Origin of the sequence: Pseudomonas sp. JDS28PS106 (assembly GCF_036706555.1) — a bacterium.
Lineage (GTDB): Bacteria > Pseudomonadota > Gammaproteobacteria > Pseudomonadales > Pseudomonadaceae > Aquipseudomonas.
This window is the reverse complement of the sequence record NZ_JBAJGT010000002.1, coordinates 247,642-269,521: the sequence shown is the minus strand read 5'-3', so window position 1 is coordinate 269,521 and position 21,880 is coordinate 247,642. Positions and strand designations below refer to the sequence as shown.

The 21,880-nt window shown below is 62.1% G+C and carries 20 protein-coding genes; 10 read left to right on the top strand and 10 right to left on the bottom strand.

Annotated features, from left to right (window positions below):
* Nucleotide 1: 1 nt before the first annotated feature.
* Nucleotides 2–1,210, bottom strand: coding sequence for a CmpA/NrtA family ABC transporter substrate-binding protein (locus tag TRP66_RS04470; protein WP_333400154.1), 1,209 nt, complete (start codon nt 1,208–1,210; stop codon nt 2–4).
* Nucleotides 1,211–1,375: 165 nt separating this feature from the next.
* On the opposite strand from TRP66_RS04470, the gene TRP66_RS04465 reads away from it, so the two are divergent.
* Nucleotides 1,376–2,401 (top strand): quinone-dependent dihydroorotate dehydrogenase, encoded by a 1,026-nt coding sequence (locus tag TRP66_RS04465; protein ID WP_333400153.1) that lies wholly within the window; start codon nt 1,376–1,378, stop codon nt 2,399–2,401.
* A gap of 136 nt (nt 2,402–2,537) precedes the next feature.
* Here TRP66_RS04465 and rmf read toward each other — a convergent pair whose 3' ends face one another.
* The gene (gene rmf, locus TRP66_RS04460; protein ID WP_002553055.1) at nt 2,538–2,753 is read right to left on the bottom strand and encodes a ribosome modulation factor; all 216 of its coding nucleotides are present in this window, start codon (nt 2,751–2,753) and stop codon (nt 2,538–2,540) included.
* 540 nt (nt 2,754–3,293) lie between these two features.
* Between rmf and rlmKL the strand changes: the two genes are divergently transcribed.
* Nucleotides 3,294–5,543, top strand: coding sequence for a bifunctional 23S rRNA (guanine(2069)-N(7))-methyltransferase RlmK/23S rRNA (guanine(2445)-N(2))-methyltransferase RlmL (gene rlmKL, locus TRP66_RS04455; protein ID WP_333400149.1), 2,250 nt, complete (start codon nt 3,294–3,296; stop codon nt 5,541–5,543).
* 142 nt (nt 5,544–5,685) lie between these two features.
* Here the strand turns inward: rlmKL and dacB are convergent, their stop codons facing one another.
* Entirely contained in the window at nt 5,686–7,155 is a 1,470-nt protein-coding gene (gene dacB, locus TRP66_RS04450) for a D-alanyl-D-alanine carboxypeptidase/D-alanyl-D-alanine endopeptidase (protein ID WP_333400148.1), read from the bottom strand.
* Between the two features lie 292 nt (nt 7,156–7,447).
* Here dacB and TRP66_RS04445 point away from each other — a divergent pair, with 292 nt between their 5' ends.
* Entirely contained in the window at nt 7,448–7,792 is a 345-nt protein-coding gene (locus tag TRP66_RS04445; RefSeq protein ID WP_333400147.1) for a YggL family protein, read from the top strand.
* Nucleotides 7,793–7,870: 78 nt separating this feature from the next.
* On the opposite strand, the gene TRP66_RS04440 is transcribed toward TRP66_RS04445, so the two are convergent.
* The 7 genes from TRP66_RS04440 to TRP66_RS04410 form a co-directional block, all read right to left on the bottom strand.
* Nucleotides 7,871–11,482 carry a transporter substrate-binding domain-containing protein gene (locus TRP66_RS04440; protein ID WP_333400146.1) on the bottom strand — a complete coding sequence of 1,204 codons (3,612 nt, stop codon included), beginning with the start codon at nt 11,480–11,482 and terminating at the stop codon, nt 7,871–7,873.
* A gap of 8 nt (nt 11,483–11,490) precedes the next feature.
* Nucleotides 11,491–12,117: a response regulator transcription factor gene (locus TRP66_RS04435; protein ID WP_333400145.1), complete on the bottom strand. Its 627-nt coding sequence runs from the start codon at nt 12,115–12,117 to the stop codon at nt 11,491–11,493.
* Nucleotides 12,118–12,393: 276 nt separating this feature from the next.
* Complete coding sequence (locus TRP66_RS04430) at nt 12,394–12,816, bottom strand: response regulator (RefSeq protein ID WP_333400144.1); 423 nt, start codon at nt 12,814–12,816, stop codon at nt 12,394–12,396.
* Nucleotides 12,817–13,048: 232 nt separating this feature from the next.
* On the bottom strand, nt 13,049–14,380 hold the full coding sequence (locus TRP66_RS04425) for a deoxyguanosinetriphosphate triphosphohydrolase (RefSeq protein WP_333400143.1): 1,332 nt from the start codon (nt 14,378–14,380) through the stop codon (nt 13,049–13,051).
* A gap of 117 nt (nt 14,381–14,497) precedes the next feature.
* Nucleotides 14,498–14,848 (bottom strand): hypothetical protein, encoded by a 351-nt coding sequence (locus TRP66_RS04420; RefSeq protein ID WP_333400142.1) that lies wholly within the window; start codon nt 14,846–14,848, stop codon nt 14,498–14,500.
* Nucleotides 14,845–15,237: a phage holin family protein gene (locus TRP66_RS04415; RefSeq protein ID WP_333400141.1), complete on the bottom strand. Its 393-nt coding sequence runs from the start codon at nt 15,235–15,237 to the stop codon at nt 14,845–14,847. The genes TRP66_RS04420 and TRP66_RS04415 overlap by 4 nt, the downstream gene beginning before the upstream one ends.
* Before the next feature lie 3 nt (nt 15,238–15,240).
* A complete protein-coding gene (locus TRP66_RS04410) occupies nt 15,241–15,555 on the bottom strand; it encodes a DUF883 family protein (RefSeq protein WP_333400140.1) in 315 nt (104 codons plus the stop codon).
* A 266-nt stretch (nt 15,556–15,821) separates the two neighbouring features.
* On the opposite strand from TRP66_RS04410, the gene TRP66_RS04405 reads away from it, so the two are divergent.
* The 7 genes from TRP66_RS04405 to TRP66_RS04375 all read left to right on the top strand — a co-directional run bounded on the left by TRP66_RS04405 (nt 15,822) and on the right by TRP66_RS04375 (nt 21,854).
* Entirely contained in the window at nt 15,822–16,904 is a 1,083-nt protein-coding gene (locus TRP66_RS04405; protein WP_333400139.1) for an acyltransferase family protein, read from the top strand.
* Nucleotides 16,905–16,985: 81 nt separating this feature from the next.
* Nucleotides 16,986–17,588 carry a hypothetical protein gene (locus TRP66_RS04400; protein WP_333400138.1) on the top strand — a complete coding sequence of 201 codons (603 nt, stop codon included), beginning with the start codon at nt 16,986–16,988 and terminating at the stop codon, nt 17,586–17,588.
* A gap of 119 nt (nt 17,589–17,707) precedes the next feature.
* On the top strand, nt 17,708–17,947 hold the full coding sequence (locus TRP66_RS04395; RefSeq protein ID WP_333400137.1) for a glutaredoxin family protein: 240 nt from the start codon (nt 17,708–17,710) through the stop codon (nt 17,945–17,947).
* A gap of 66 nt (nt 17,948–18,013) precedes the next feature.
* Nucleotides 18,014–18,943, top strand: a complete 930-nt coding sequence (gene pcaQ / locus TRP66_RS04390; protein ID WP_333400136.1) for a pca operon transcription factor PcaQ — start codon at nt 18,014–18,016, stop codon at nt 18,941–18,943.
* Nucleotides 18,944–19,090: 147 nt separating this feature from the next.
* Nucleotides 19,091–19,810 (top strand): protocatechuate 3,4-dioxygenase subunit beta, encoded by a 720-nt coding sequence (gene pcaH / locus TRP66_RS04385; protein ID WP_333400135.1) that lies wholly within the window; start codon nt 19,091–19,093, stop codon nt 19,808–19,810.
* Between the two features lie 11 nt (nt 19,811–19,821).
* The gene (pcaG, locus tag TRP66_RS04380) at nt 19,822–20,424 is read left to right on the top strand and encodes a protocatechuate 3,4-dioxygenase subunit alpha (RefSeq protein ID WP_333400134.1); all 603 of its coding nucleotides are present in this window, start codon (nt 19,822–19,824) and stop codon (nt 20,422–20,424) included.
* Nucleotides 20,425–20,504: 80 nt separating this feature from the next.
* Nucleotides 20,505–21,854 (top strand): MFS transporter, encoded by a 1,350-nt coding sequence (locus tag TRP66_RS04375; RefSeq protein WP_333400133.1) that lies wholly within the window; start codon nt 20,505–20,507, stop codon nt 21,852–21,854.
* The last annotated feature ends 26 nt before the right edge of the window (nt 21,855–21,880 follow it).

Genomic DNA, 21,880 nt, shown 5'->3' with positions numbered 1-21,880 from the left:
CTCAGCGGCTGATGGCGGATGACTGATCGGCCATGGCGTGCAGCTTGAAACTGCGCGCGTACCCGTGCGGATCGCTGCCGTCCCAGATGCGGCCGTCGATGAACTGGCTGCTGCGCATCGGCTGCGAAGGGCAGCAGATGTCCAGAGCTTCGGCTGCCTGGCGATACAGCGCCAGTTGCTGAACGCGGCTGGCAACCGCCAGGTAATCCGGGTCATCGCGCAGCACGCCCCAGCGACGGAACTGGGTCATGAACCACATGCCGTCCGACAGCCAGGGGAAATTCACTTCGCCCGCGCCGTGGAAGCGCACAGCGTGGTTGTCCTCCCAGCGGTTGCCGAGGCCGTCTTCGTAATGGCCGAACAGCCGTGGCTCGATGCAGTCGAGCGGCGTATTCAGGTACTCCGCACCGCTGAGCAGTTGCGCCGTGGAGCGGCGGTTTTCCGGGCTCTGTTCGATGAATCGACTGGCTTCAAGAATCGCCATGGTCAGCGCGCGGGCGGTGTTGGGGTGCTGCTCGACGAACGCCCGCGTGCAACCCAGCACCTTGCCGGGATGGTCAGGCCAGATCGCCTGGCTGGTGGCCATGGTGAAACCCTGTTGCCGGGCGACGGCGCTGGCGCCCCAGGGCTCGCCTACGCAAAAGCCGTCAATGCGCCCGGCCTCGAGGTGCTCGACCATTTGCGGCGGAGGCACCACGACGCTGTCTACGTCGTGCAAGGGATGAATGCCCTGGCTGGCGAGCCAGTAATAGAGCCACATGGCATGGTTGCCGGTGGGGAAGGTCTGGGCGAAGGTCAGTTTTGGTCCGCTTTGGTGCGCGCGACGGTCGAGTGCCTCAGGAGTGATCACGCCTGCGTCCTGTAACGGGCGGGAAAGGTTGATGCACTGGCCGTTCTGATTGAGGCCCATGAGGATCGCCATTTCCGTGGAGGGGCCGCCGCCGATTCCCAGTTCCACGGCGTAGATCATGCCGTACAGGCTATGGGCCGCGTGCAGTTGTCCGTTGACCAGCTTGTCCCTCAAGCCCGACCAGGATGCCTGTCGCCGCAGATTGAGCGTCAGGCCATAAGGCTGAGCGAATCCCTGGGTCGCGGCGACCACCAAGGGCGCGCAGTCGGTCAGGGCCATGAAGCCCAATTCCAGGCTGCTCAGCTCCGGAGCGTCGCTGCCGGCCACCCAGGCCAGGGGATTGTGTGTAGGTGTATTCATAAAGCCCGCACCATCGATCACTTCCATAAAAACGCGATCAAGCAAGGCATATGCCACTGATCTTCCGGGCCCTGGCGACAAGTGCATTGCGCGTCTCGCGCGCAAGGCCCGCACGCGTCTATAATCGCGGCCCTGAATTCAGCTTCTCACGAGCCCAGCCCGCCCATGTATAACCTGGCCCGCCAGTTACTGTTCAAACTCTCCCCGGAAACCTCCCACGACCTGTCGCTGGACCTGATCGGCGCGGGCGGACGTCTGGGTGTCAATGGTCTGCTGTGTAAGGCACCGGTGCAGTTGCCGGTCACGGTCATGGGCCTTGAGTTTCCCAATCCGGTCGGGCTGGCGGCGGGGTTGGACAAGAACGGCGCCGCTATCGACGGTTTTGCGCAGCTGGGCTTCGGCTTCGTGGAGATCGGCACGGTCACGCCGCGGCCTCAGCCGGGCAACCCCAAGCCACGGATTTTCCGCCTGCCGAATGCCGAGGCGATCATCAACCGCATGGGCTTCAACAACCTGGGCGTCGATCATCTGCTGAGCCGCGTGGCGGCCGCGCGGTTCAAGGGCGTGCTGGGCATCAACATCGGCAAGAACTTCGATACCCCGGTCGAGCGCGCCGTCGACGATTACCTGATCTGCCTGGACAAGGTCTACGCCCATGCCAGCTACATCACCGTCAACGTCAGCTCGCCGAACACCCCTGGCTTGCGCAGCCTGCAGTTCGGCGATTCGCTCAAGCAATTGCTCGAAGCACTGGGCGAGCGCCAGCGACATCTGACCCTGCAACACGGCAAGCGCGTGCCGCTGGCGATCAAGATTGCGCCGGACATGACCGATGAAGAAACCGTGCTGGTAGCTGCCGCGCTGCTCGAATCGGGTATGGACGCGGTGATCGCCACCAATACGACCTTGAGCCGCGAAGGCGTCGCCGGCCTTCCTCATGCCGATGAGGCCGGTGGCCTTTCCGGCGCGCCAGTGCGCGAAAAGAGTACTCATACCGTGCGGATACTGGCCGGTGAGCTGGCCGGGCGTATGCCGATCATCGCCGCGGGCGGCATCACCGAAGGCCGTCACGCCGCCGAGAAAATCGCGGCGGGGGCCAGTCTGGTGCAGATCTACTCGGGGTTCATCTACAAGGGGCCGGCGCTGATCCGTGAGTCGGTCGATGCGATCGCCGCGATGCCGCGTGGATAAGAGGCGGTGCTGAAGGCCGGGAAGGGGGGCTCTGGAAGAGCCCCCCGGGGTATCAACCCGACGCCCGGGTGGGGCGTTTCTGGTGCGAATGTGAAAAGGTCAGTCAATAAGTCTCGATGGACTAGTCGGAATTACCTCATCCGACCGCGTGAAGTTCGTTGAGCCTGTGGATTCCCGCAGTGCCGGTCATACCGTCCCAGTTGTCGCCGCGTCCTTCTCGCCAGCCGTTGATCCATGCCTGGCGTACCGACGGTAGAGTAAATGGGCAAAGCTCACGGGACTTGCCATGAACGCCGTACTGATATCCGCGCAAAAATGCTCTTTCCAACGGATCACGCTTGAGTCTTCTCATAGGGTATTGCCCTCGTCTGTTGACTGTTATATCCCTGAGACCTGCGATGAGGTCGGGCAGATTGATCTGCCGTTGGTGCCCGCTGCCGGCGTCGCGGGCGCTATGTCATTACCGTTGCAGTAACGACCTGAGATGAGTTCTAACCAAAGCGTCTGGCGGTGTGAATGATTGTTTTGTCATAAGCACGTCATCTTCGGATCCTTTGCGTGATAAGGGTCGAACGAGTGTAACGGTGATGTAGCACGCAGCGCCCCTGAGCCGCGGGCTCGGCGTTTTACGGCGGGACGGTCCGCAGCTAGCTGATGGCATCCCGCCAAACGGGTTTAAGCGACGAAGGGTCGCAATGAGAGTGGTTATCGCCTGCCGGTACAGGTAGGTTGCTGAATCGATGAAGTCATGACTGCCGTACGGCTTTCGAGCGGATACGGTGGACCGGCACACGTTATGTGTCACGCAGGCGTTCTCCCTGAAAGGCGCCTGTTTTGAATCTGGTAGGGCAATGCGTTGCCCGCCGCTGATGGCTCAGGCCCTGGAATACACATGTCGGATCGCTACGAACTTTTCCTCACTTGCCCCAAGGGTCTCGAAGGCTTGCTTGCCGAAGAGGCTGCGGGCCTGGGCCTCGAAGACGCCCGCGAACACACCTCTGCCATTCGTGGCATGGCGGATATGGAGACAGCCTATCGGCTGTGTCTGTGGTCGCGACTCGCCAATCGGGTGTTGCTGGTGCTCAAGCGTTTCCCGATGAAGAACGCTGATGATCTTTACCACGGCGTGCTGGATGTCGACTGGCAGGATCATCTTGAGGCGGACGGGACTATCGCCGTCGAGTTCAGCGGTCATGGCTCGGGCATCGACAACACCCACTTCGGTGCGCTGAAGGTCAAGGACGCGATCGTCGACAAGCTGCGCACGCCGCAGGGCGAGCGCCCGTCGGTGGACAAGATCAATCCCGATCTGCGAGTGCATCTGCGCCTGGACCGTGGCGAAGCCATCCTGTCGCTGGACCTGTCCGGGCACAGCCTGCACCAGCGCGGTTATCGCCTGCAGCAGGGCGCCGCGCCGCTGAAGGAAAACCTGGCGGCGGCGATCCTGATCCGGGCCGGCTGGCCACGAATCGCGGCCGAAGGCGGCGCGCTGGCCGACCCGATGTGTGGCGTAGGCACCTTTCTGGTCGAGGCCGGCATGATGGCGGCCGACATCGCCCCCAACCTCAAGCGGGAACGCTGGGGTTTCTCCGCCTGGCTCGGTCACGTGCCGGCGCTGTGGCGCAAACTGCACGACGAGGCTCTGGCCCGTGCCCAGGCGGGTCTGGCCCGCCCGCCACTGTGGATTCGGGGTTACGAAGCCGATCCGCGATTGATCCAGCCGGGCCGCAACAACATCGAGCGGGCAGGCCTCTCCGAGTGGATCAAGGTCTACCAGGGCGAAGTCGCCACCTTCGAACCGCGTCCTGACCAGAACCAGAAAGGCCTGGTGATCTGCAACCCGCCGTATGGCGAGCGACTCGGCGACGAAGCCAGCCTTCTGTATCTCTACCAGAATCTGGGCGAACGCCTGCGCCAGGCGTGCCTGAACTGGGAAGCGGCGGTGTTCACCGGCGCCCCGGACCTGGGCAAGCGCATGGGTATTCGCAGCCACAAACAGTATTCGTTCTGGAACGGCGCATTGCCTTGCAAGCTGCTGTTGATCAAGGTCGTGCCGGACCAGTTCGTGACCGGCGAGCGCCGCACCGCCGAACAACGCCAGGCTGAACGCGAAGCGCCAGAGGAGGCGAGCGGCGAACGGCTGCTCAATCGCAACGGTAATCCGATCAAGCCCGCGCCCGTGGTGGTCGAGCAGGCGCGGCTGAGCGAAGGCGGGCAGATGTTTGCCAACCGTTTGCAGAAGAATCTCAAGGCGCTGGGCAAGTGGGTACGCCGCGAGGGTGTCGAATGCTACCGCGTGTACGACGCGGACATGCCCGAGTATTCGCTGGCGATCGACCTGTACCGGGACTGGGTCCATGTCCAGGAATACGCCGCGCCCAAATCGGTCGATCCTGAAAAAGCTTCGGCCCGACTGTTCGATGCGCTGGCCGCGATTCCCCAGGCGTTGAACGTCGACAAGAGCCGGGTCGTGATCAAGCGCCGCGAACGCCAGAGCGGTACCCGGCAGTACGAACGTCAGAATTCCCAGGGCCAGTTTCTGGAAGTGGCGGAAGGCGGCGTCAAGCTGTTGGTCAACCTGACCGATTATCTGGACACCGGCCTGTTCCTCGACCACCGCCCGATGCGCATGCGCATCCAGCGCGAAGCCGAGGGCAAGCGTTTCCTGAACCTGTTCTGCTATACCGCGACCGCCAGCGTGCACGCGGCCAAGGGCGGGGCACGCAGCACCACCAGCGTCGATCTGTCTCGTACGTATCTGGACTGGGCGCGCCGCAACCTGTCGCTCAACGGCTTCTCCGACAAGAATCGGCTGGAGCAGAGCGATGTCATGGCGTGGCTGCAAGCCTCTCGTGACGAGTTCGACCTGATCTTCATCGATCCGCCGACCTTCTCCAACTCCAAGCGCATGGAAGGCGTGTTCGATGTGCAGCGCGACCATGTCGAACTGCTGGACCTGGCGATGGCACGGCTCGCGCAGGGCGGCGTGCTGTACTTCTCCAACAACTTCCGCAAATTCCAGCTTGATGAGCATCTGGCGGATCGTTATGCGGTCGAGGAGATCACCGGGCAGACAATCGACCAGGATTTCGCCCGCAACGGCAAGATCCATCGTGCGTGGAAGATGACCTTGCGCGGCTGACGGACGGCCGCGTAGGAGCGGATTTATCCGCGATAACGATCGCATAGGCGCAGCATTTTTTTCGCCTGATCGATCGTTTCGCGGATGAATCCGCTCCTACAGATTCGGGTTCGGTTGGAAGTGCGTCGACTTTACCTGCGCCTCAAGGCTGCTGGATGGAGACCGTCGTGTTGGTCAGCTTCGGCTGCCGGTACAGGTCCACCAGCACTTCATCCAGAACCGAGGAAGCTCCGAAAGGGCGCGGGTCGTTCAGGATCGCTACCACCGCCCAGGTGTTGCCATTGCTGTCACGGCTGAAGCCCGCGATGGCGCGCACGGTATTCAGGGTGCCGGTCTTGATGTGAGCCTGTCCCAGCACGGGCGTGCGCTTGAGACGCTTGCGCATGGTGCCGTCCATGCCGGCCAGCGGCATCGAACTCATGAATTCCGCCGCGTATGGGCTGCGCCACGCTGCCTGAAGAATGACTGCCATCTCCCGCGCGCTGACCCGTTCGGCCCGGGACAGTCCTGACCCGTTTTCCATCACCAGATGGGAGGCGGTGATGCCTTTTTTCGCCAGCCACTGGCGGATCACCCGTTGCGCGGCCTTGGCATCGTCGCCGTCGGCTTCGTTGCGAAATTCCTGACCCAGGCTGAGAAACAGCTGCTGTGCCATGGTGTTGTTGCTGTACTTGTTGATGTCGCGGATGACTTCCACCAGATCCGGCGAGAAGGCTTTCGCCAGCAACTTGGCGCTGCCGGGCACCACGTCGACCCGATCCTTGCCCAGAATGCTGCCTCCCAGCTCCTGCCAGATGGCCCGAACGGCGCCAGCAGCGTAGGTCGGATGGTCGAGCAGAGACAGGTAGGTCTGGGAGTTGCAGCCGTTGCCGAGCTGGCCGCTGACGGTCACGTTGACGCTGCCGTCGGGTTGCGGGACAGGGTTGTAGCGCACTTCACCGTTGCACTGCTTGCCAGCGGCCGCCTTGACCTGGTTGTCGATACGGACGTTGGCGATAGGCGGTTCTACCGAAACCAGAATCCGCCCATCGTCGTTACGGGTCACGAAACGCAGGGCCTTGAGGTTGACCATCAGCGCGTCGGGTTTGACCAGGAACGGCTTGTTGACATCGTTGCCATCGTCGTCGAAGACCGGCAGGCGCGGTTGCACGAAGTGACTGCGATCCAGAACCAGATCGCCGGTCACTTGCTGGACGCCGTTGGCGCGCAGATCGCGCAGCAGCAGCCAGAGCTTTTCCATGTTCAGCTTGGGATCGCCGCCGCCCTTGAGGTAGAGGTTTCCGCGCAGCACGCCGTTGCTGAGAGTGCCGTCGGTGAAGAATTCGGTTTTCCACTGGTGGGTCGGGCCCAGTATCTCGAGGGCCGCGTAGGTGGTGACCAGTTTCATGGTGGAAGCCGGGTTTACCGAAACGTCGGCGTTGAACACGGTCGGAGTGCCAGGGCCGTTGAGCGGCAGCATGACCAGCGACAGCGCGTCGTCAGTCAGTTTGCTGGCCTTGAGCGCCTGTTGAACCTTGGGGGAAAGCGTGGTGTTGACGACTGCGGCGTCGACGGGAAGAGACAGCGGGATAAGCAGTGTAGCCAACAGCAGAGGACGCAACGACTTGATCATGAAAGTAAAACCCTACTGCAAAGAGGGGACAAAAAATGAGGGCATGGATGAATTCCCTCGGTAAAAATACAGCTCGCCCCCAACGTTTTGGGAATGACACTGCATCGGCGACGAATAAAACAGCATTATGCAGCAAGCGCGACGGGGTTGTGAGCGAGCGGGCTTTGGAGAAGCATTTTTTTTGATGGCGGCGCGGGATTTGAGGATCGCGGCCGTCAAACGCCATGAAACGGGCATTTAGCAGCCCGAACTGGTAAAGTGCCGCCCGGTATTTATTTATGAGGATTGTTTCATGGCCACTAACCGTTCCCGCCGTCTGCGCAAAAAACTGTGCGTCGATGAATTCCAGGAGCTGGGTTTTGAGCTGAACCTGGACTTCAAGCCAGAGCTGGATGATCAGGCGATCGATGCTTTCCTCGATGCGTTCCTCAAAGAGGCCATGGAAGCCAACGGTCTGGGCTACGTAGGTGGAGACGACTTCGGTCTGGTCTGCCTGAGCAAGCGTGGCTCGGTGAGCGAAGAGCAACGCGCTACCGTGGAAGCCTGGCTCAAGGGCCGCAGCGAACTGACCGAAATCACCGTCAGCCCGCTGATCGACGTCTGGTATCCGGAAAAAGAAATCAATCCGGTTGCCTGATGTGCCAGGGAGCAGGCCTTGCGCCTGCTTTCTCTCCGCTGTTTCCATATGATTCGCGCTCCTGCTCACCCGCCAGCTTCAGTCGACGGTCTGCACCTGCCGATTGAATAGTGCCTCCTCAAGCTTGCACATTGCGCGTTCTACCTGCGCTTTCATGTCGCTCAGTTCCGCGTCGGTCGCTGTTTCACAACCATTCTCCAGTTGCTCGCACGCCTCGATGACTCCCGACGCCCGAATGATGCGCGCGGCGCCCTTTATCCGATGAGCCAGCTCGCGTATCTGCTGCCGGTCGGCGATGTCGGTGCTTACCAGAGTGTTGCGGTCCTCCTCGCTGCTGCGCAGTAATTGCGCTACAAGCCGCTCGACCATTTCCGGCCGGCCGCCAGTCAGGTTGCCAACGCTGGCGAGGCTGAAGACCGGTTCACCGCGACCCAATGGTGTCAGCTTGCTCAGTTGCTCGCTCAGAGTCGTCAGGCTGATGGGCTTGAACAGACAGTCGTCCATGCCTGCCTCTGAACAACGACGGATTTCCTCTGGCTGTGCGTTTGCAGTGAAGCCCCAGACCGGACTGCGCGGAAGGTGGTGGGTGCGCTCATGCTCGCGGATACTTCGCGTCAGGTCATACCCGTTCATCACCGGCATGTTGCAATCGGCTATGACCAGATCGAAAGGCTCGGCGAGCCAGTATTCCAGACCCTGCGCGCCCTGTTCGGCGGTTTCGCACAGATGTCCGAGAAATCCCAGTTGCTGGCACAGCAGCAGCCGGTTGGCGGGGTGATCGTCGACGATGAGGATCCGCAGCGACTGGGCGGTGACCGGCTCGACGTCGGGTTCGCACACGACCGGGTCGCGAGGATCCAGCCGCGTGAGTTCGAGCGTCATGCTGACACGGGTTCCTTTGCCAGGCTCGCTCTGCAACGACAGGTCGCCGCCCATCATCTGGCACAGGTTGCGGCAGATCACCAGACCCAGCCCGGCGCCGGTCCTGGCCTGCTGGCCCTGGTTATCGACCTGGGTAAACGGCTCGAACAGCCGCTGCCGGTCCTCTTCGCTCATGCCGACGCCCGTATCCTCGACCGTCATGTTGAGGAGAAGCTGCCGATCGGTCGTACCGTCTTCGATATGCAGGCTGATCCTGACCTGCCCCTGGCGGGTGAACTTGATCGCATTGCTGACGAGATTGGACAGTATCTGCTTGAAACGCAGCGGGTCGATCAGTACGTCATCGTTTACCCGGCTGTCCAGATTGAGCACCAGGCTCAGCCGTTTCTGACGAGCGAGGCCGTCGAATACACGCACGACTGTTTCCGCCAGCTGGCGCAGGTTGGCGCGCTCGGGGCTGAGGGTCAGGCGACCCGTTTCGATGCGGGCGATATCGAGAATGTCGCCAATCAGGTCCAGCAGGTCGTGAGCCGAGTTGTACGCCACCTCGATGGCGCCGCGGTCGAGCACGCCCTGGTCGGCCCGCTTGAGCGCGAGTTCCAGCATGCCGATCACGGCATTCATGGGGGTGCGGATTTCGTGGCTCATGGTCGCCAGGAAGGTGCTCTTGGCCCGACTGGCGTTGTCGGCCTGCTCCTTGGCCGCCTGCAGTTGTTCGATCAACTGCCGGCGGTCGCTGATGTCGATCCAGCCGCCGATGACGCCCTTTACTTCTCCCAGCGAGTCGCGAAACGGCAGGATCCAGTGGTAGATGGTCAACAACCGGTCGCCGATATGCAGGGTTCGATCCATGACCATGGCGGTATCGTTGGCCATGACCTGCTGATAGTCGGCGACATACTCCCGGGCTTCGGCGGCGTCGTTCAACACGCCGTCGAAGACGGTCTTGTCCATGACGTCCTCGCGCCGCGCGGCGAATGCTTTCAGGTAGCTGTCGTTGCACATCCGCAGCAGGCCGTCGCGATCACGGACGTAAATGGGATGCGGGGTGCCGTCCACCAGCGCGCGCATGAATTCGAACTGGTCGCTCAAGGCTCGCTCGGCCGCTTCTCGCTGTTTGATCTGGCGTCGCATGTAAGCATTCCAGGTCAGCAGCGCGATCAACAGCAGGCCGGCGCCCGCCACGATCTGGTAGATGAGCCGCTCGTAATCCTGCCAGTTGACCCCGGTATGTGCGTATGAGCGCCACCGGTTGTTGATGGCGGCCAGTTCCTGAGGCGCGATACTCGCCAGCGCCTTGTCCAGGATCGAACTCAGTTCAAGAGCGTTGCGGGCCGTGGCCATGGAGATCAGTGCAGGCTCCTCGCCAACCGTGGAGGTGATCTGCAGACGCTGGCCGAAAATACCGGAGGACAGGAAATAGTTGGCGCTGAGCAGGGAAGTGGCGGCGGCTTCCACTCGTCCCAGCGACAGCATGTCCAGCACCTGGAAAGGGTTGTCGACTTCCACCAGGACAATCCCCGGGTATTGGCGCTTGATCCAGGGCGCCAGCGGGCTGTCTTTAATCAGAGCCAGCCGCTTGCCGTCCATCTGCTCCAGATAGGCAGGGCTGCGCTTGCCCTTGAGTGTCAGGAGCACGAACGAATTCTCGATGTAGGGACGGCTGAAATTGAGCCTGTCCTGACGATCGTCGCTGGCGACCAGCGCGCCGATCATGTCGGCCTGTCCCAGGCTGACCTGACTCATCATGTCGGCCATGCTCGCGGCCCGCTTGACCTCGAAGCGCAGTCCGGTACGCAGCCGGACCAGTTCCAGCAGGTCGGCCGTCACGCCGCGGAAATGTCCGTTGCTGTCGAAGAAGGTGAGCGGCGCGTAGGTTTCGTTGAACACCATGCGCACGGTGGGATGGCGCGCGATCCAGCGCTCTTCGCGAGACGTGAGCTGCAGCTTCTGATCGGTGATCATCAGGTCGGTGCCGGCGCTCCAGCGTTTGGAAATGTCGATGCGTTCTTCCAGAGGGATCGCCTTGAGCGCCTGGTTGACGATGTCGAGCAGGGGAGTCTGTTCGCTGCTCACGGCGAAGCTGAAACCGTTGGCCTCGTGCTTGCCGAAACTGGCCATCTGCACATTGTTCAGATAGCCCTTGTTGATGATGTACTGGGTGGAGATGGTATCGCCCAGAAACACGTCCGCCTCATTGAAGGCGACGGCGTTGATCGCATTCTGAAACGAGGGATAAGTGACCAGCGTCGCGCCGGGATACAGCGCCTTGACGAGCGGCGTGGGCAGATAGTGGTAGACCATGCTCAGGCGCATGCCCTTGAGGCCATCATCCAGCGGTCTGGATTCACCGGTGCGTGTGACGAGCACCGGTTGATCCACCGCGTAGGGCTGCGACAGGCGAATGCCGGGGTCCGTGGCCTCGAAGCCGTTCGCGCTGCCCAGCAGGTCGATGAGACCCTGCTTGAGCGCCTGCATCGCAGCCTTGCGATTTTCAAAGCGCTGAACCCTTACGGGAAGATCCAGCGCCTGGGAAACGATGCTGGCGTAATCGGCTGTGATGCCCTCGTAATCGTTGCCCGAGAGGGTGATGTCGAAGGGTGGATAGTCCGGCGCCGAGGTGCCGAGAATCAGTTCTCGCTTGCTGCGTACCCAGCGCCACTGATTACTGTCGAGCTTTACGTCCATGTGTGCGGGGCTGGACCGGCCCAGCAGGACATAATGATCCGCCGCGCCCAGAAGCGGGGGCTGCAATCCCAGCCACAAGCTTGCGATCAGTACGTATAAAAGTTTATGGCGCCTGGGCATCCGGTTTCTCACACTAGCGCGTTGCGTTTTGCCATCTCGATAAGTTCTACCAAGGTTCTGGTCTTGAGTTTCTGCATCAGCCGGGTCTTGTAGGTGCTCACGGTCTTGTTGCTGAGAAACATGCCCTTGGCTATTTCCTTGTTGGAACGCCCCTGGGCAAATAACTGCAAGACCATCAGTTCGCGATCATTGACCAGCTTGAACAACTCGATCTCGTGCGCTCGCCCGTCTTCCATCACGGCCGGTGCCAGTGCCTGACTGGGAAAGTAATTGTAGCCGGACAATACGGCCTTGACCGAACTGAGCAGCTCGCTGAGGTCTTCCTGTTTGCAGACGTAACCCGCCGCTCCGGACTGCATGCACCGGATGGCGAACAGATGCGGGGTCTGCGAAGTCAGCACCAGGATCTTCGATGGCAGCCCCATGGCGCTGAAGCGGGCCAGCACTTCCAGCCCGTCCAGCTTGGGGATGCTGATATCGAGAATGATCAGGTCGGGCATGCATTCGCGAACCATTTGCATCGCATCGACACCGTTGTCCGTTTCCCCTACGACTTCGTAGTTTTCGTTTTCCAGCAACATGCGTACGGCCAGACGGATGACGGGATGATCGTCGATGATAAAAACTGAGTTCATAGTTAGATCCATAGAAGCAGCGAAGAAAACGCGCACCTTAGCTCAGTTGTTCGGGGCCGCACATGAAGGCAGTGGGCCGACAGGCCTATATAGGAAGTTTCCTACAGAAATTTGAGTATCGGAGTACGAATTAACCTGTCGCGGGTCGCGATAGTTTCACGTTTGAACTTGTTTACCGGCTGTTCGATGGCGATTTAAACAGCCCTTGTTTAGTTTCGTCTGGAATAATCCAGGGGTGCGAGTAATGCTTTCCTACGATTTAACGGTTGATGTCTCTCAGGGGCCTGCCAGGGGCTCGCGTCCCGTTTCAGTGAATCCCTCAGCGAGCAGGCGGGCAAGGTCCGGGCCGTGCAGGGGTTTGGTCAGGCACCCCAGCAATGGCAGCCCTTGCTCCTGGGCGGTTTGTTCGATGTTTTCCAGCACGCTGTCGCACAGCCCGCTCAAAACGATGGCCTTGCGCACGTGGCCACGCTCGAAGGCCCGAGTGATCAGCTCGAAACCCGGCAGGTCCGGCAGGCACTGGTCGCATAGCAGCAGGTCGTACGGTTCAGGGCTGCGCTCCATGGCAGCTACCGCTTCCACGGCGGTGAGCGCCGGCGTGAGCAGAAAGTAGCCCTGGTTGTTGAGCAGGATTTGCGTGGCGATCAGCTGAAAGGGGTGATCTTCCACCAGGAGTATCCGCAGGTTGTGTTTGAACATGGCACTTCCGATAGCATCGATACAGCTGCGGATCGGGTCGCCGCTGACGGCCGGATGATCTGCCGATGCAGCAATTGGGTGCGCGGATTATTGTGAAGACGGGGAGGGGTGGCGATAGGACGTTTCTGACAAGCGTGTAGGGCTGATCTGAAGTTTCGGTGTGCCGTTAAGAGAAATCACGGCTGCTGCGCTGTTTTACTACAGCATCAGCGGCCGTGTTCCGTATCGGGTGTCAGAGATGTCCCGCTCCACCGGTCATCTCGCGGGCCATCTCACTGGCGTAGCTGTCGGTCATCCCGGCAATGAAGTCGATCATCCGCAGGAACGAGGCGTGCAGCGGCGCGTCGGGGCTGGGCGCACTGTTGCCGAGAAGATCGAGGATGCGCCGATGCTTGAACGAAGGCGTGCGGCCACCGAACTGTTCCACGGCCGCGCCGCAAAAGGCGTTGAGCAGGACTTCCAGCGTGGTGTAGGCACCGATCTCGTGCAGCGTCTTGCGCTTGTCCTGGAAGATCTTCTTGCGCGCCATGTCCTTGGCGCTGAGCACGCAGCGCTTGGCAGGGCCGTGCATGTGCTCGACCAGATCGCCATGCAGCGTCCCGGCCAGCAGCGCGTCCTGCTGCTCGACGAACGCCCGCGCCGCGGCATTAGTCAGGTGCTCGATGGCCTTGCCGCGCAGAATCGCCAGCTTGCGCCGCCGCGAATCGCCCGGTCCCAGTTGCCGGTAGGTTTCCGGCAGGTCGTCGCCCACCAGACTCAACAACAGGGATTCGACCTCTGCGTATTCGAGCAGATCCATTTCCAGACCGTCTTCGAGATCGATCAGCGCGTAGCAGATGTCGTCGGCGGCTTCCATCAGGTACACCAGCGGATGCCGCGCCCAGCGTTCGTCTTCCAGTTGCGGCATGCCCAGGCGCGAGGCGATCTGTTCGAGGATGGGCAGCTCGCTCTGGTAGCAACCGAACTTGTGTTTCTTGTAACCCAGGGAATCGGCGTGACGCGCCGTCCAGGGGTATTTCAGATACGTTCCAAGCGTGGCGTAGGTCAACCGCGTGCCACCGTCGAAATGGTGATATTCGAGTTGCGTGAGCACGCGGAAACCTTGGGCATTGCCTTCGAAATTGAGGAAGTCGTCGCGCTCGGTGGCGCTCATTGCATCGAGCCAGCCACGCCCGGCGGCTTGCGCAAACCAGTTGCGAATGGCGTCCTCGCCGGAATGGCCGAACGGCGGATTGCCGATGTCATGCGCCAGGCAGGCGGACTGGACGACCATGCCCAGGTCACTGGGGTCGCACCAGTCGGGCAGGGCCGGGCGCAGGGTCTCGCCGACCCTCATGCCCAGTGAGCGACCGACGCAGCTGACCTCCAGCGAGTGAGTCAGGCGAGTATGGATGTGGTCGTTGCTGGAAACCGGATGGACCTGAGTCTTGCGCCCCAGGCGGCGAAAGGCGCCGGAAAAGATGATCCGGTCATGATCTTTGTGAAAGGGGCTGCGGCCGAGCTCTTCAGGGCTGTGAAGAGTCTTGCCCAGGCGCTCACGGTTGAGCAGGGTCTGCCAGTCCAAGGGGTTCGCTCCGTCGAGTCGTAGAGTCTGTAGCTTCGCGGGTGAACCGAAGGTACGCAAGGCGTGAAACGAAAAAGCCCGCCCAGGCGTGCCTGGACGGGCTCTGATCATGCAGCTTCAGAGGCGGCGTGTACGGTTCTGCACCGCGACCTTGAGCAGCGGCAGCAAGGTCACGCCCAGCTTGAACAGGCTCGCGACTTTGCTGGTCTTGCCCGAGCGGCGGGTCTTGGTGGCGCGTCCGCCGAACATCCCCAGGATGGCCGCCACGCCCACGCCCCAAAGGGGCGACTGAGGAAGTCCCAGCGCGCCTTTCCAGTTGCTGCGCATGCCGCGAAAGCGTTGCAGCGGCTGCAGCAGATGCGCCGATTCGTGGCGGATTTCCTGGCGGTGCATCTCCATGCGCAGGCGGATCAGCGCCTTGCGCAGTTCGCGGCGGGAACTGCCTTGATGGGACTTGGGTTCACTCATGGCAGCAGTCGCTCCCGGTCGTTGGCCAGCTCTTCGAGCGTTGCGCTGAACGGCGACGACTCATCGTAGATCGCCGACCGGATGCGCAGCCCGCAGAATAGCGCGGCCAGAAAGTAGAAAAGGCATAGTCCGATGATGCCCGCCACTCGATAACTGTCCCAGACCAGAATCAGCAGCAGCGCCGACAGGCCGGTCAACAGCAGCAGGGCGAACACCAGGGCCAGCCCGGCGAACAGCAGCAGGCTCACGGTGCGCGCTTTCTGCTCCTGCAGCTCGATTCCCAGCAGCTCGACATGGCTGTGCATCAGGCCCAGGAAAGCAGCGCCCAGGCGTCGCGGCGATGCGCCTTGTTCCGCTACAGGCGGCACTGGATCCGTTGCATGTGTCATGACTTAGCGCCTTGTGACCAGCAGACCGAGCAGGAAACCCGCGCCGGCGGCGATGCCCACCGACTGCCAGGGCTTGGCCTGTACATATTCTTCAGTCGCAACCAGTGCGGCCTCGCCACGCAGCCGAACCGATTCTTCGGTCGTCTTCAGGGTCGCCTTGGCCTGCAGCAGGCTTTCGCGGATCTGGTCGCGCAGCTCGTCGGCCTGCTCGCCAGCCAGCGAAGCGGTGTGCTCAAGCAGTTTCTCGGTATCGGCAACCAGCGTCTGGAAGTCTGCCTTGAGGATTTCCTGGGCATTCTGTGCGGTTTGGCTAGGCATGGTTCTCTCCGTAGGGTGACTGTATGGAGGCTTCGAGTACAGCCGATTCCAGAAGGTTCATTTCTGTGGGCGGTCCTGTGATCCGCCGAGCCGGCGCGCCTTGGGAGTCCCGGCGCAAAATGCAGGTTTCAGGAGGCTGTGGTTTAGCTATGCTCTAGCACATTTTCGAAGGCCGGCGGGCCGGCGCCTGCTGCCTCGAGATCAGAAGTCTGGCAGTACCGGCGCGGGCGCCTGACCGACCGCGCGGGTCAGTGATGGAGAGTGGCATGGAGCGGCTGTATTCCCTGCAGGGGCTCAGGGGCGTGGCGGTGCTGGGCGTCGTGCTGTTTCACATGATATCGGTGGAAGCGAAGTATTCGGGCGGCGACAGCCTGCTGCCGGCTTTCCTGGATTTCTTTCAACTGGGTGTGGACCTGTTCTTCGTCATCAGCGGCTTCGTGATGGTGATCGTCAGTCGCGGACGTTTCCAGAATGCAGTCGAGGCGCAACGTTTCCTGTTCAATCGCGTGTCGCGCATCTACCCCACCTACTGGCTGTATTTCCTCATCACCCTGGCCGTCTACCTGGCGCAGCCGGGGCTGGTGAACAGCGGCCACGGCTCGTCGAACCTGCTGATGTCGTTCCTGCTGCTGCCCAGCGACAAGGTGCTGCTGGTGATGGTCGCGTGGTCGCTGGTGTTCGAGCTGTGGTTTTACGTGGTGTTCAGCGGCTTTCTGCTGTTGCGTGAATCGCGTCTCACCTGGGCGCTGGCGGCGTGGGCCGCGGCGCTGGTGGGTTTCAACGCGATTGGAAACTGGCAGTCGTTCGACCCGGCGCTGCAAATCATCCTGCACCCGTATGCGCTGGAGTTCATCACCGGTGCGTTGCTGGCGAAATTCTTTTACAGCAGGCATAGCGCCGACGTTCCGGACGTTGCGGTCGCGGCCTTGCTGGGCCTGGCGGTGGTCGTTGGCCTGCCGCTGATCGGCTGGCTGCGGCTGTACGACAGTCCGGGCCTGCTGCGCATGCTGGTGGTGGGTGTCCCGTTCGGCATCATCGTCATGACGCTGGCGTTGCTGGAACGGCGAGGGCGGGTGACGATGCCCGGAACGCTGACCGCGATCGGCGATATGTCCTACACCATCTACCTGTCCCACCTGCTGGTGCTGGGCGTGATCGGCAAGGTCTGGGCCTGGATCGGGCCTTGGCCGCAGAGCCAGCTGGACAATCTGCTGTTTGCGCTGCTGATGATGGCGGCGGCGGTCTGCTACGGCTGGGTCGGCTATCGCGGCTTCGAAAAGCCGGTGCTTGACCGTGCCAATGCGTTGAGCAAACGGCGCTTTAAAACCGGCGCGCTGCGTACCGGCTGATAGAAAATCATATGTGGCGCGCGGCCATCAGCTTTTGCTGTGATGCACAGTTCGACACTGTCAGCACGCGAGGCTCGAACGATGGATTTACATACGCTCACGCCCTACGGCGGCATCTCGGTCATGCTGCCCGCCGCCCTGGTGATCGGAATCTGGCTGTGGACCACCCGCTCCAGACGCTCGGCCGCCTTGTGGGCCGCGACGCTGCTGGTGACCTATTCAGCGGTGATCATCAGCAAGGTGGCATTCAAAGGCTGGGGCGTCGCGCTGGAAAGCCTGGGGATTTATGTGCTCAGCGGTCATGCGATGAACATGTGCCTGATGCTGCCGGTAGGCCTGAGCCTGCTGGTCCGGCAAGTCCGCCCGACATTGCGCTGGCCGGCTGCCGGCCTGGGATTGTCGCTCGGCGGGTTGTTCGCTGCGTTCTGCGTCGCCCCCTTCATCCATCCGCTGCCCGAAGCGCTGGCTGGCGCCATGCTGGGCGGGGTCGCGGCCTGTCTGTTTCTGGCCAGTCTCGAAAAGCAGGCTACCGGGCGGATTCCGTCCGCCGCCGTGGTCGCGGGCTTGCTGTTCATAGCGGTCAGCAGTAACGCGACCCAGCTCAACGCCGAGCGGTTACTGGACAAGATTTCCATGAAGATGTCGGGTTCGGATCGTGCCTTCCGTCAACCCGACTGGCGCTAGCCCGGCGAGCCGTTGTAAGAGACCCTGTAACTGCGTTGCCGGCAGGCTTGCCTCGACGCACAGGGCACGCGGGCTTAGAATACCGGCCCCGGTTTTCATTCATGCCTGAGGATAGGTCGATGCTTCCGGAATGCCAGTTGTTCGGGACCCTGGGTTGCCATCTGTGCGAAACGGCAGAGGCCGAACTGTTGCCCTTCGTGGAGCACGGTCTGTTGGTGGAGCTGGTGGACATCGCCGAGGATCCCGTGCATCACGAACGCTATTGTCTGCGCATTCCGGTATTGCGCCGGATCGACACCGGCGCCGAGCTGGACTGGCCGTTCGAAAGCGCGCAGGTCGCCTCGTTCCTGACTCGCTGAGCGCCGGCGGCCCCACGAGCGGCCTGAATGACACGGGCAGACTCGACTCTTCAGGCAGGACGCGCATTGAATATCGACACCCGCATCAAATTTCGCCATCTGGTGTGCTTTCTCGAAGTCGCCCGCCAGGGTAGCCTGGCCCGGGCTTCGGATGCCTTGTCGATCAGTCAGCCGGCGCTGTCCAAAACGCTCAAGGAACTGGAAACCCTGCTGGCGACTTCGTTGTTCGTGCGCAGCAAGAGCGGTGCGGCCCTGACCGAGGCGGGCGTTGCCTTCATGCGTTTCGCCGGGCCCAGCGTGCAGGCGCTTCGCGAAGGGGTGAACAGCCTGCGCTCCGGCGCGCACGAAACCGTGACCGCGCGCCTGGGCGTGCTGTCCACCGCCGAAAGCCTGCTGGTGCCCGAGGCGATCCAGCGTCTGCACGCCCGTTACCCGGCATTGATCGTCAGCGTGATGACCGGCCCCAGCGCCTATCTGCTCTCGCAGTTGCGGGTCGGTGAGCTGGACCTGGTGGTCGGACGCATGACCGACAGCCCGCAGATTCAGGGCCTGACGTTCGAGCATCTGTACAACGAGTCCATGACCCTGGTCGTGCGGGCCGGGCATCCGCTGCTGGGCGCCGAGCGCCGCCGGGAGCATCTGGAGCATTTTCCGCTGGTGTTGCCGCTCGCAGGGACGACCATCCGCAAGTTCGCTGACAGCCTGTTCGTGCAATACGGCATCCAGCCGTCACGTCAGCGCCTGGAAACCCTGTCCCTGACCCTCAGTCGCCGCTATGTGGAATGCAGCGACGCGATCTGGATCGCACCGCTGGACGCCGTCGTGCAGGACATGCAGAGCGGAACGCTGGCGGAACTGGACGTCGGCATTCGCGAGCCGGGCGGATCGGTGGGGATCTGTACCAATCCGGCGGTGCCGCTGTCGCGCGCGGCCCAATGGTGCGTGGACGAACTGCGGGCCGTGGGCGAAGGTTATCGGGCGGGCCGTTATTCATAACCAGACGGTTATGGATCGACGATATTTTTTCAATTTCCGAATTCGTGTTCTCACGCGACACTCCGCCGCAGCCTGCATCGCGTCGTGACCGCCACCCGCTCGCTGTCACACGCAACGCTCCTAATAATTACAACTCGGGAGAACACCATGTCTGTCGCGGACAACAGCCGCTTCGTCATTCGTGATCGCAACTGGCATCCGAAAGCCCTGACACCGGACTACAAAACCTCGGTCCTGCGCTCTCCGCGCCAGGCGCTGGTCAGCATTCCGCAGTCGATCTCCGAAACCACCGGGCCCGACTTCTCGCATTTGCAGTTCGGTCGCCATGACAACGATCTGCTGCTCAATTTCGATCATGGCGGTTTGCCCATCGGCGAGCGAATCATCGTCGCCGGGCGGGTCTGCGATCAATACGGCAAACCCGTGCCGAACACCCTGGTGGAGATCTGGCAGGCCAACGCTGGCGGCCGTTATCGTCACAAGCGCGACGCCTACCTGGCGCCGATCGACCCCAACTTCGGTGGCGTGGGGCGCACGTTGACCGATCGCGACGGCAATTACAGTTTCCGCACCGTCAAGCCAGGCCCGTATCCGTGGCGCAATGGTCCCAATGACTGGCGTCCGGCGCATATCCACGTCTCGGTCAGCGGCCCGTCCATCGCCACGCGCCTGATCACCCAGCTGTATTTCGAAGGCGATCCGCTGATCCCGATGTGCCCGATCGTCAAGTCCATCACCCAGCCCGAGGCCGTACAGAGCCTGATCGCCCGACTCGACATGGGCATGGGCAACCCGATGGATTGCCTGGCCTACCGCTTCGACATCGTGCTGCGCGGTCAGCGCAAGACCCATTTCGAAAACTGCTGAGGAGCTTCGACATGCCTGTTCAACTGTTGCAGGAAACGCCCTCGCAGACCGCCGGCCCCTACGTGCACATCGGTCTGGCGCTGGCCGTGGCCGGGAATCCGACTCGCGAGCTGGAAATCTGGAACGACATGGCCAAGCCAGGCGCTCCGGGTGAGCACATCCTGTTGCTCGGCAACGTCTACGACGGCAACGGCCACTTGATCCGCGATGCCTACCTGGAGTTCTGGCAGGCCGATCACGCCGGTGTCTACGACAGCGTCTACGACCCACAGCGGCCTTTCAACGGCTTCGGCCGCACCGCGACCGACAATGACGGTTTATGGTCGCTGCGGACCGTCATGCCGGGAAGCGTGCCGAATGCGGCCGGCGTGAGCATGGCGCCGCACATCAACGTCTCGCTGTTTGCCCGTGGCATCAATATCCACTTGCAGACCCGCCTGTATTTCGATGACCACGCCCAGACCAACGCGGTCGATCCGGTGCTGAACCTGATCGAGCAACCGCCTCGCCGCGAGACGCTGATCGCCCGGCGCTGTACGGTGGAAGGGCAGTTGGGCTACCGCTTCGACATCCGGGTCCAGGGCGACGACGAAACCGTGTTCTTCGACTTCTAGGCAACATCCCGCGTGCGCTGTACCGCCAGACTCGCAGATAGCGGGTCAGGCGCTTCCTAATAACAATAAAGGTAACCAGCATGACCCTATCCGCCAGCGGAACCGCCGCCGGAACGCTTGATGTACAGACGTTCATCAACAGCCAACCGCTTTCCTCTTACCAGTGGCGCGTGGTCGCCCTGTGCTTTCTGATCGTGTTTCTCGATGGCTTGGACACGGCGGCGATGGGCTTCATCGCTCCCGCGCTGAGCCAGGACTGGGGCATCGACCGGGCCAGTCTGGGGCCGGTGATGAGCGCCGCGCTGATCGGCATGGTGTTCGGCGCCCTGGGATCAGGCCCGCTGGCCGACCGCTTCGGCCGCAAGCTGGTGCTGGTGGTCGCGGTTGCGCTGTTTGGCGTGTTCAGCCTGGCGTCTGCCTACAGCAACAATCTTGAACAACTGATGATCCTGCGCTTGTTGACCGGCCTGGGCCTCGGCGCGGCGATGCCCAATGCCACGACCCTGTTGTCCGAGTACACGCCTGAGCGCATCCGCTCGCTGCTGGTGACCAGCATGTTTTGCGGATTCAACCTGGGGATGGCCTGCGGCGGCTTTGTTTCGGCCAAGATGATTCCAAGCCTGGGCTGGCAAAGTCTGTTGCTGCTGGGCGGGGTGCTGCCGCTGGTGCTGGCTGTGGTGCTGATGATCTGGCTGCCGGAGTCGGCGCGTTTTCTGGTGGTTCGCAACCGGGGCGCCGAGCGGGTGCGTCAGGTGCTGGCGCCGATAGGCCCCGGCCCGGTATCGCTGGCCAAGGACTTCAGCGTGCCCGAGCAGAAGACCGTCGCCAGTCGCAACGTCTTCAAGGTGATATTTTCCGGCACCTACAGCGCGGGAACCCTGCTGCTGTGGCTGACGTATTTCATGGGGCTGGTCATCGTTTACCTGCTGACCAGCTGGCTGCCGACCCTGATGCGCGAGAGCGGCGCGAGCATGGAGCAGTCGGCGTTCATCGGCGCGCTGTTCCAGTTCGGCGGCGTGCTCAGCGCGGTGGGGGTGGGCTGGGCCATGGACCGCTTCAACCCGCACAAGGTCATAGGTGTGGCCTACGCGCTGGCGGGCGTGTTCGCCTGGCTGGTCGGTCAAAGCCTGGGCAACGTCGCGGTGCTCGCCACACTGGTGCTGGTCGCCGGCATGTGCATCAACGGCGCGCAGTCGGCGATGCCGTCGCTGGCCGCGCGTTTTTATCCGACCCAGGGGCGCGCCACCGGCGTGTCGTGGATGCTGGGCATCGGTCGCTTCGGCGCGATTCTTGGCGCCTGGGCTGGCGCGACCCTGCTGGGCCTGGGCTGGAATTTCGAACAAGTACTGACAGCGCTGGTGGTGCCGGCCGCGCTCGCGGCGCTGGCGATTCTGATCAAGGGCTGGGTGAGCCATTCGGATGCCACCTGAGCTCATAGACATGGACTTGGACCTGG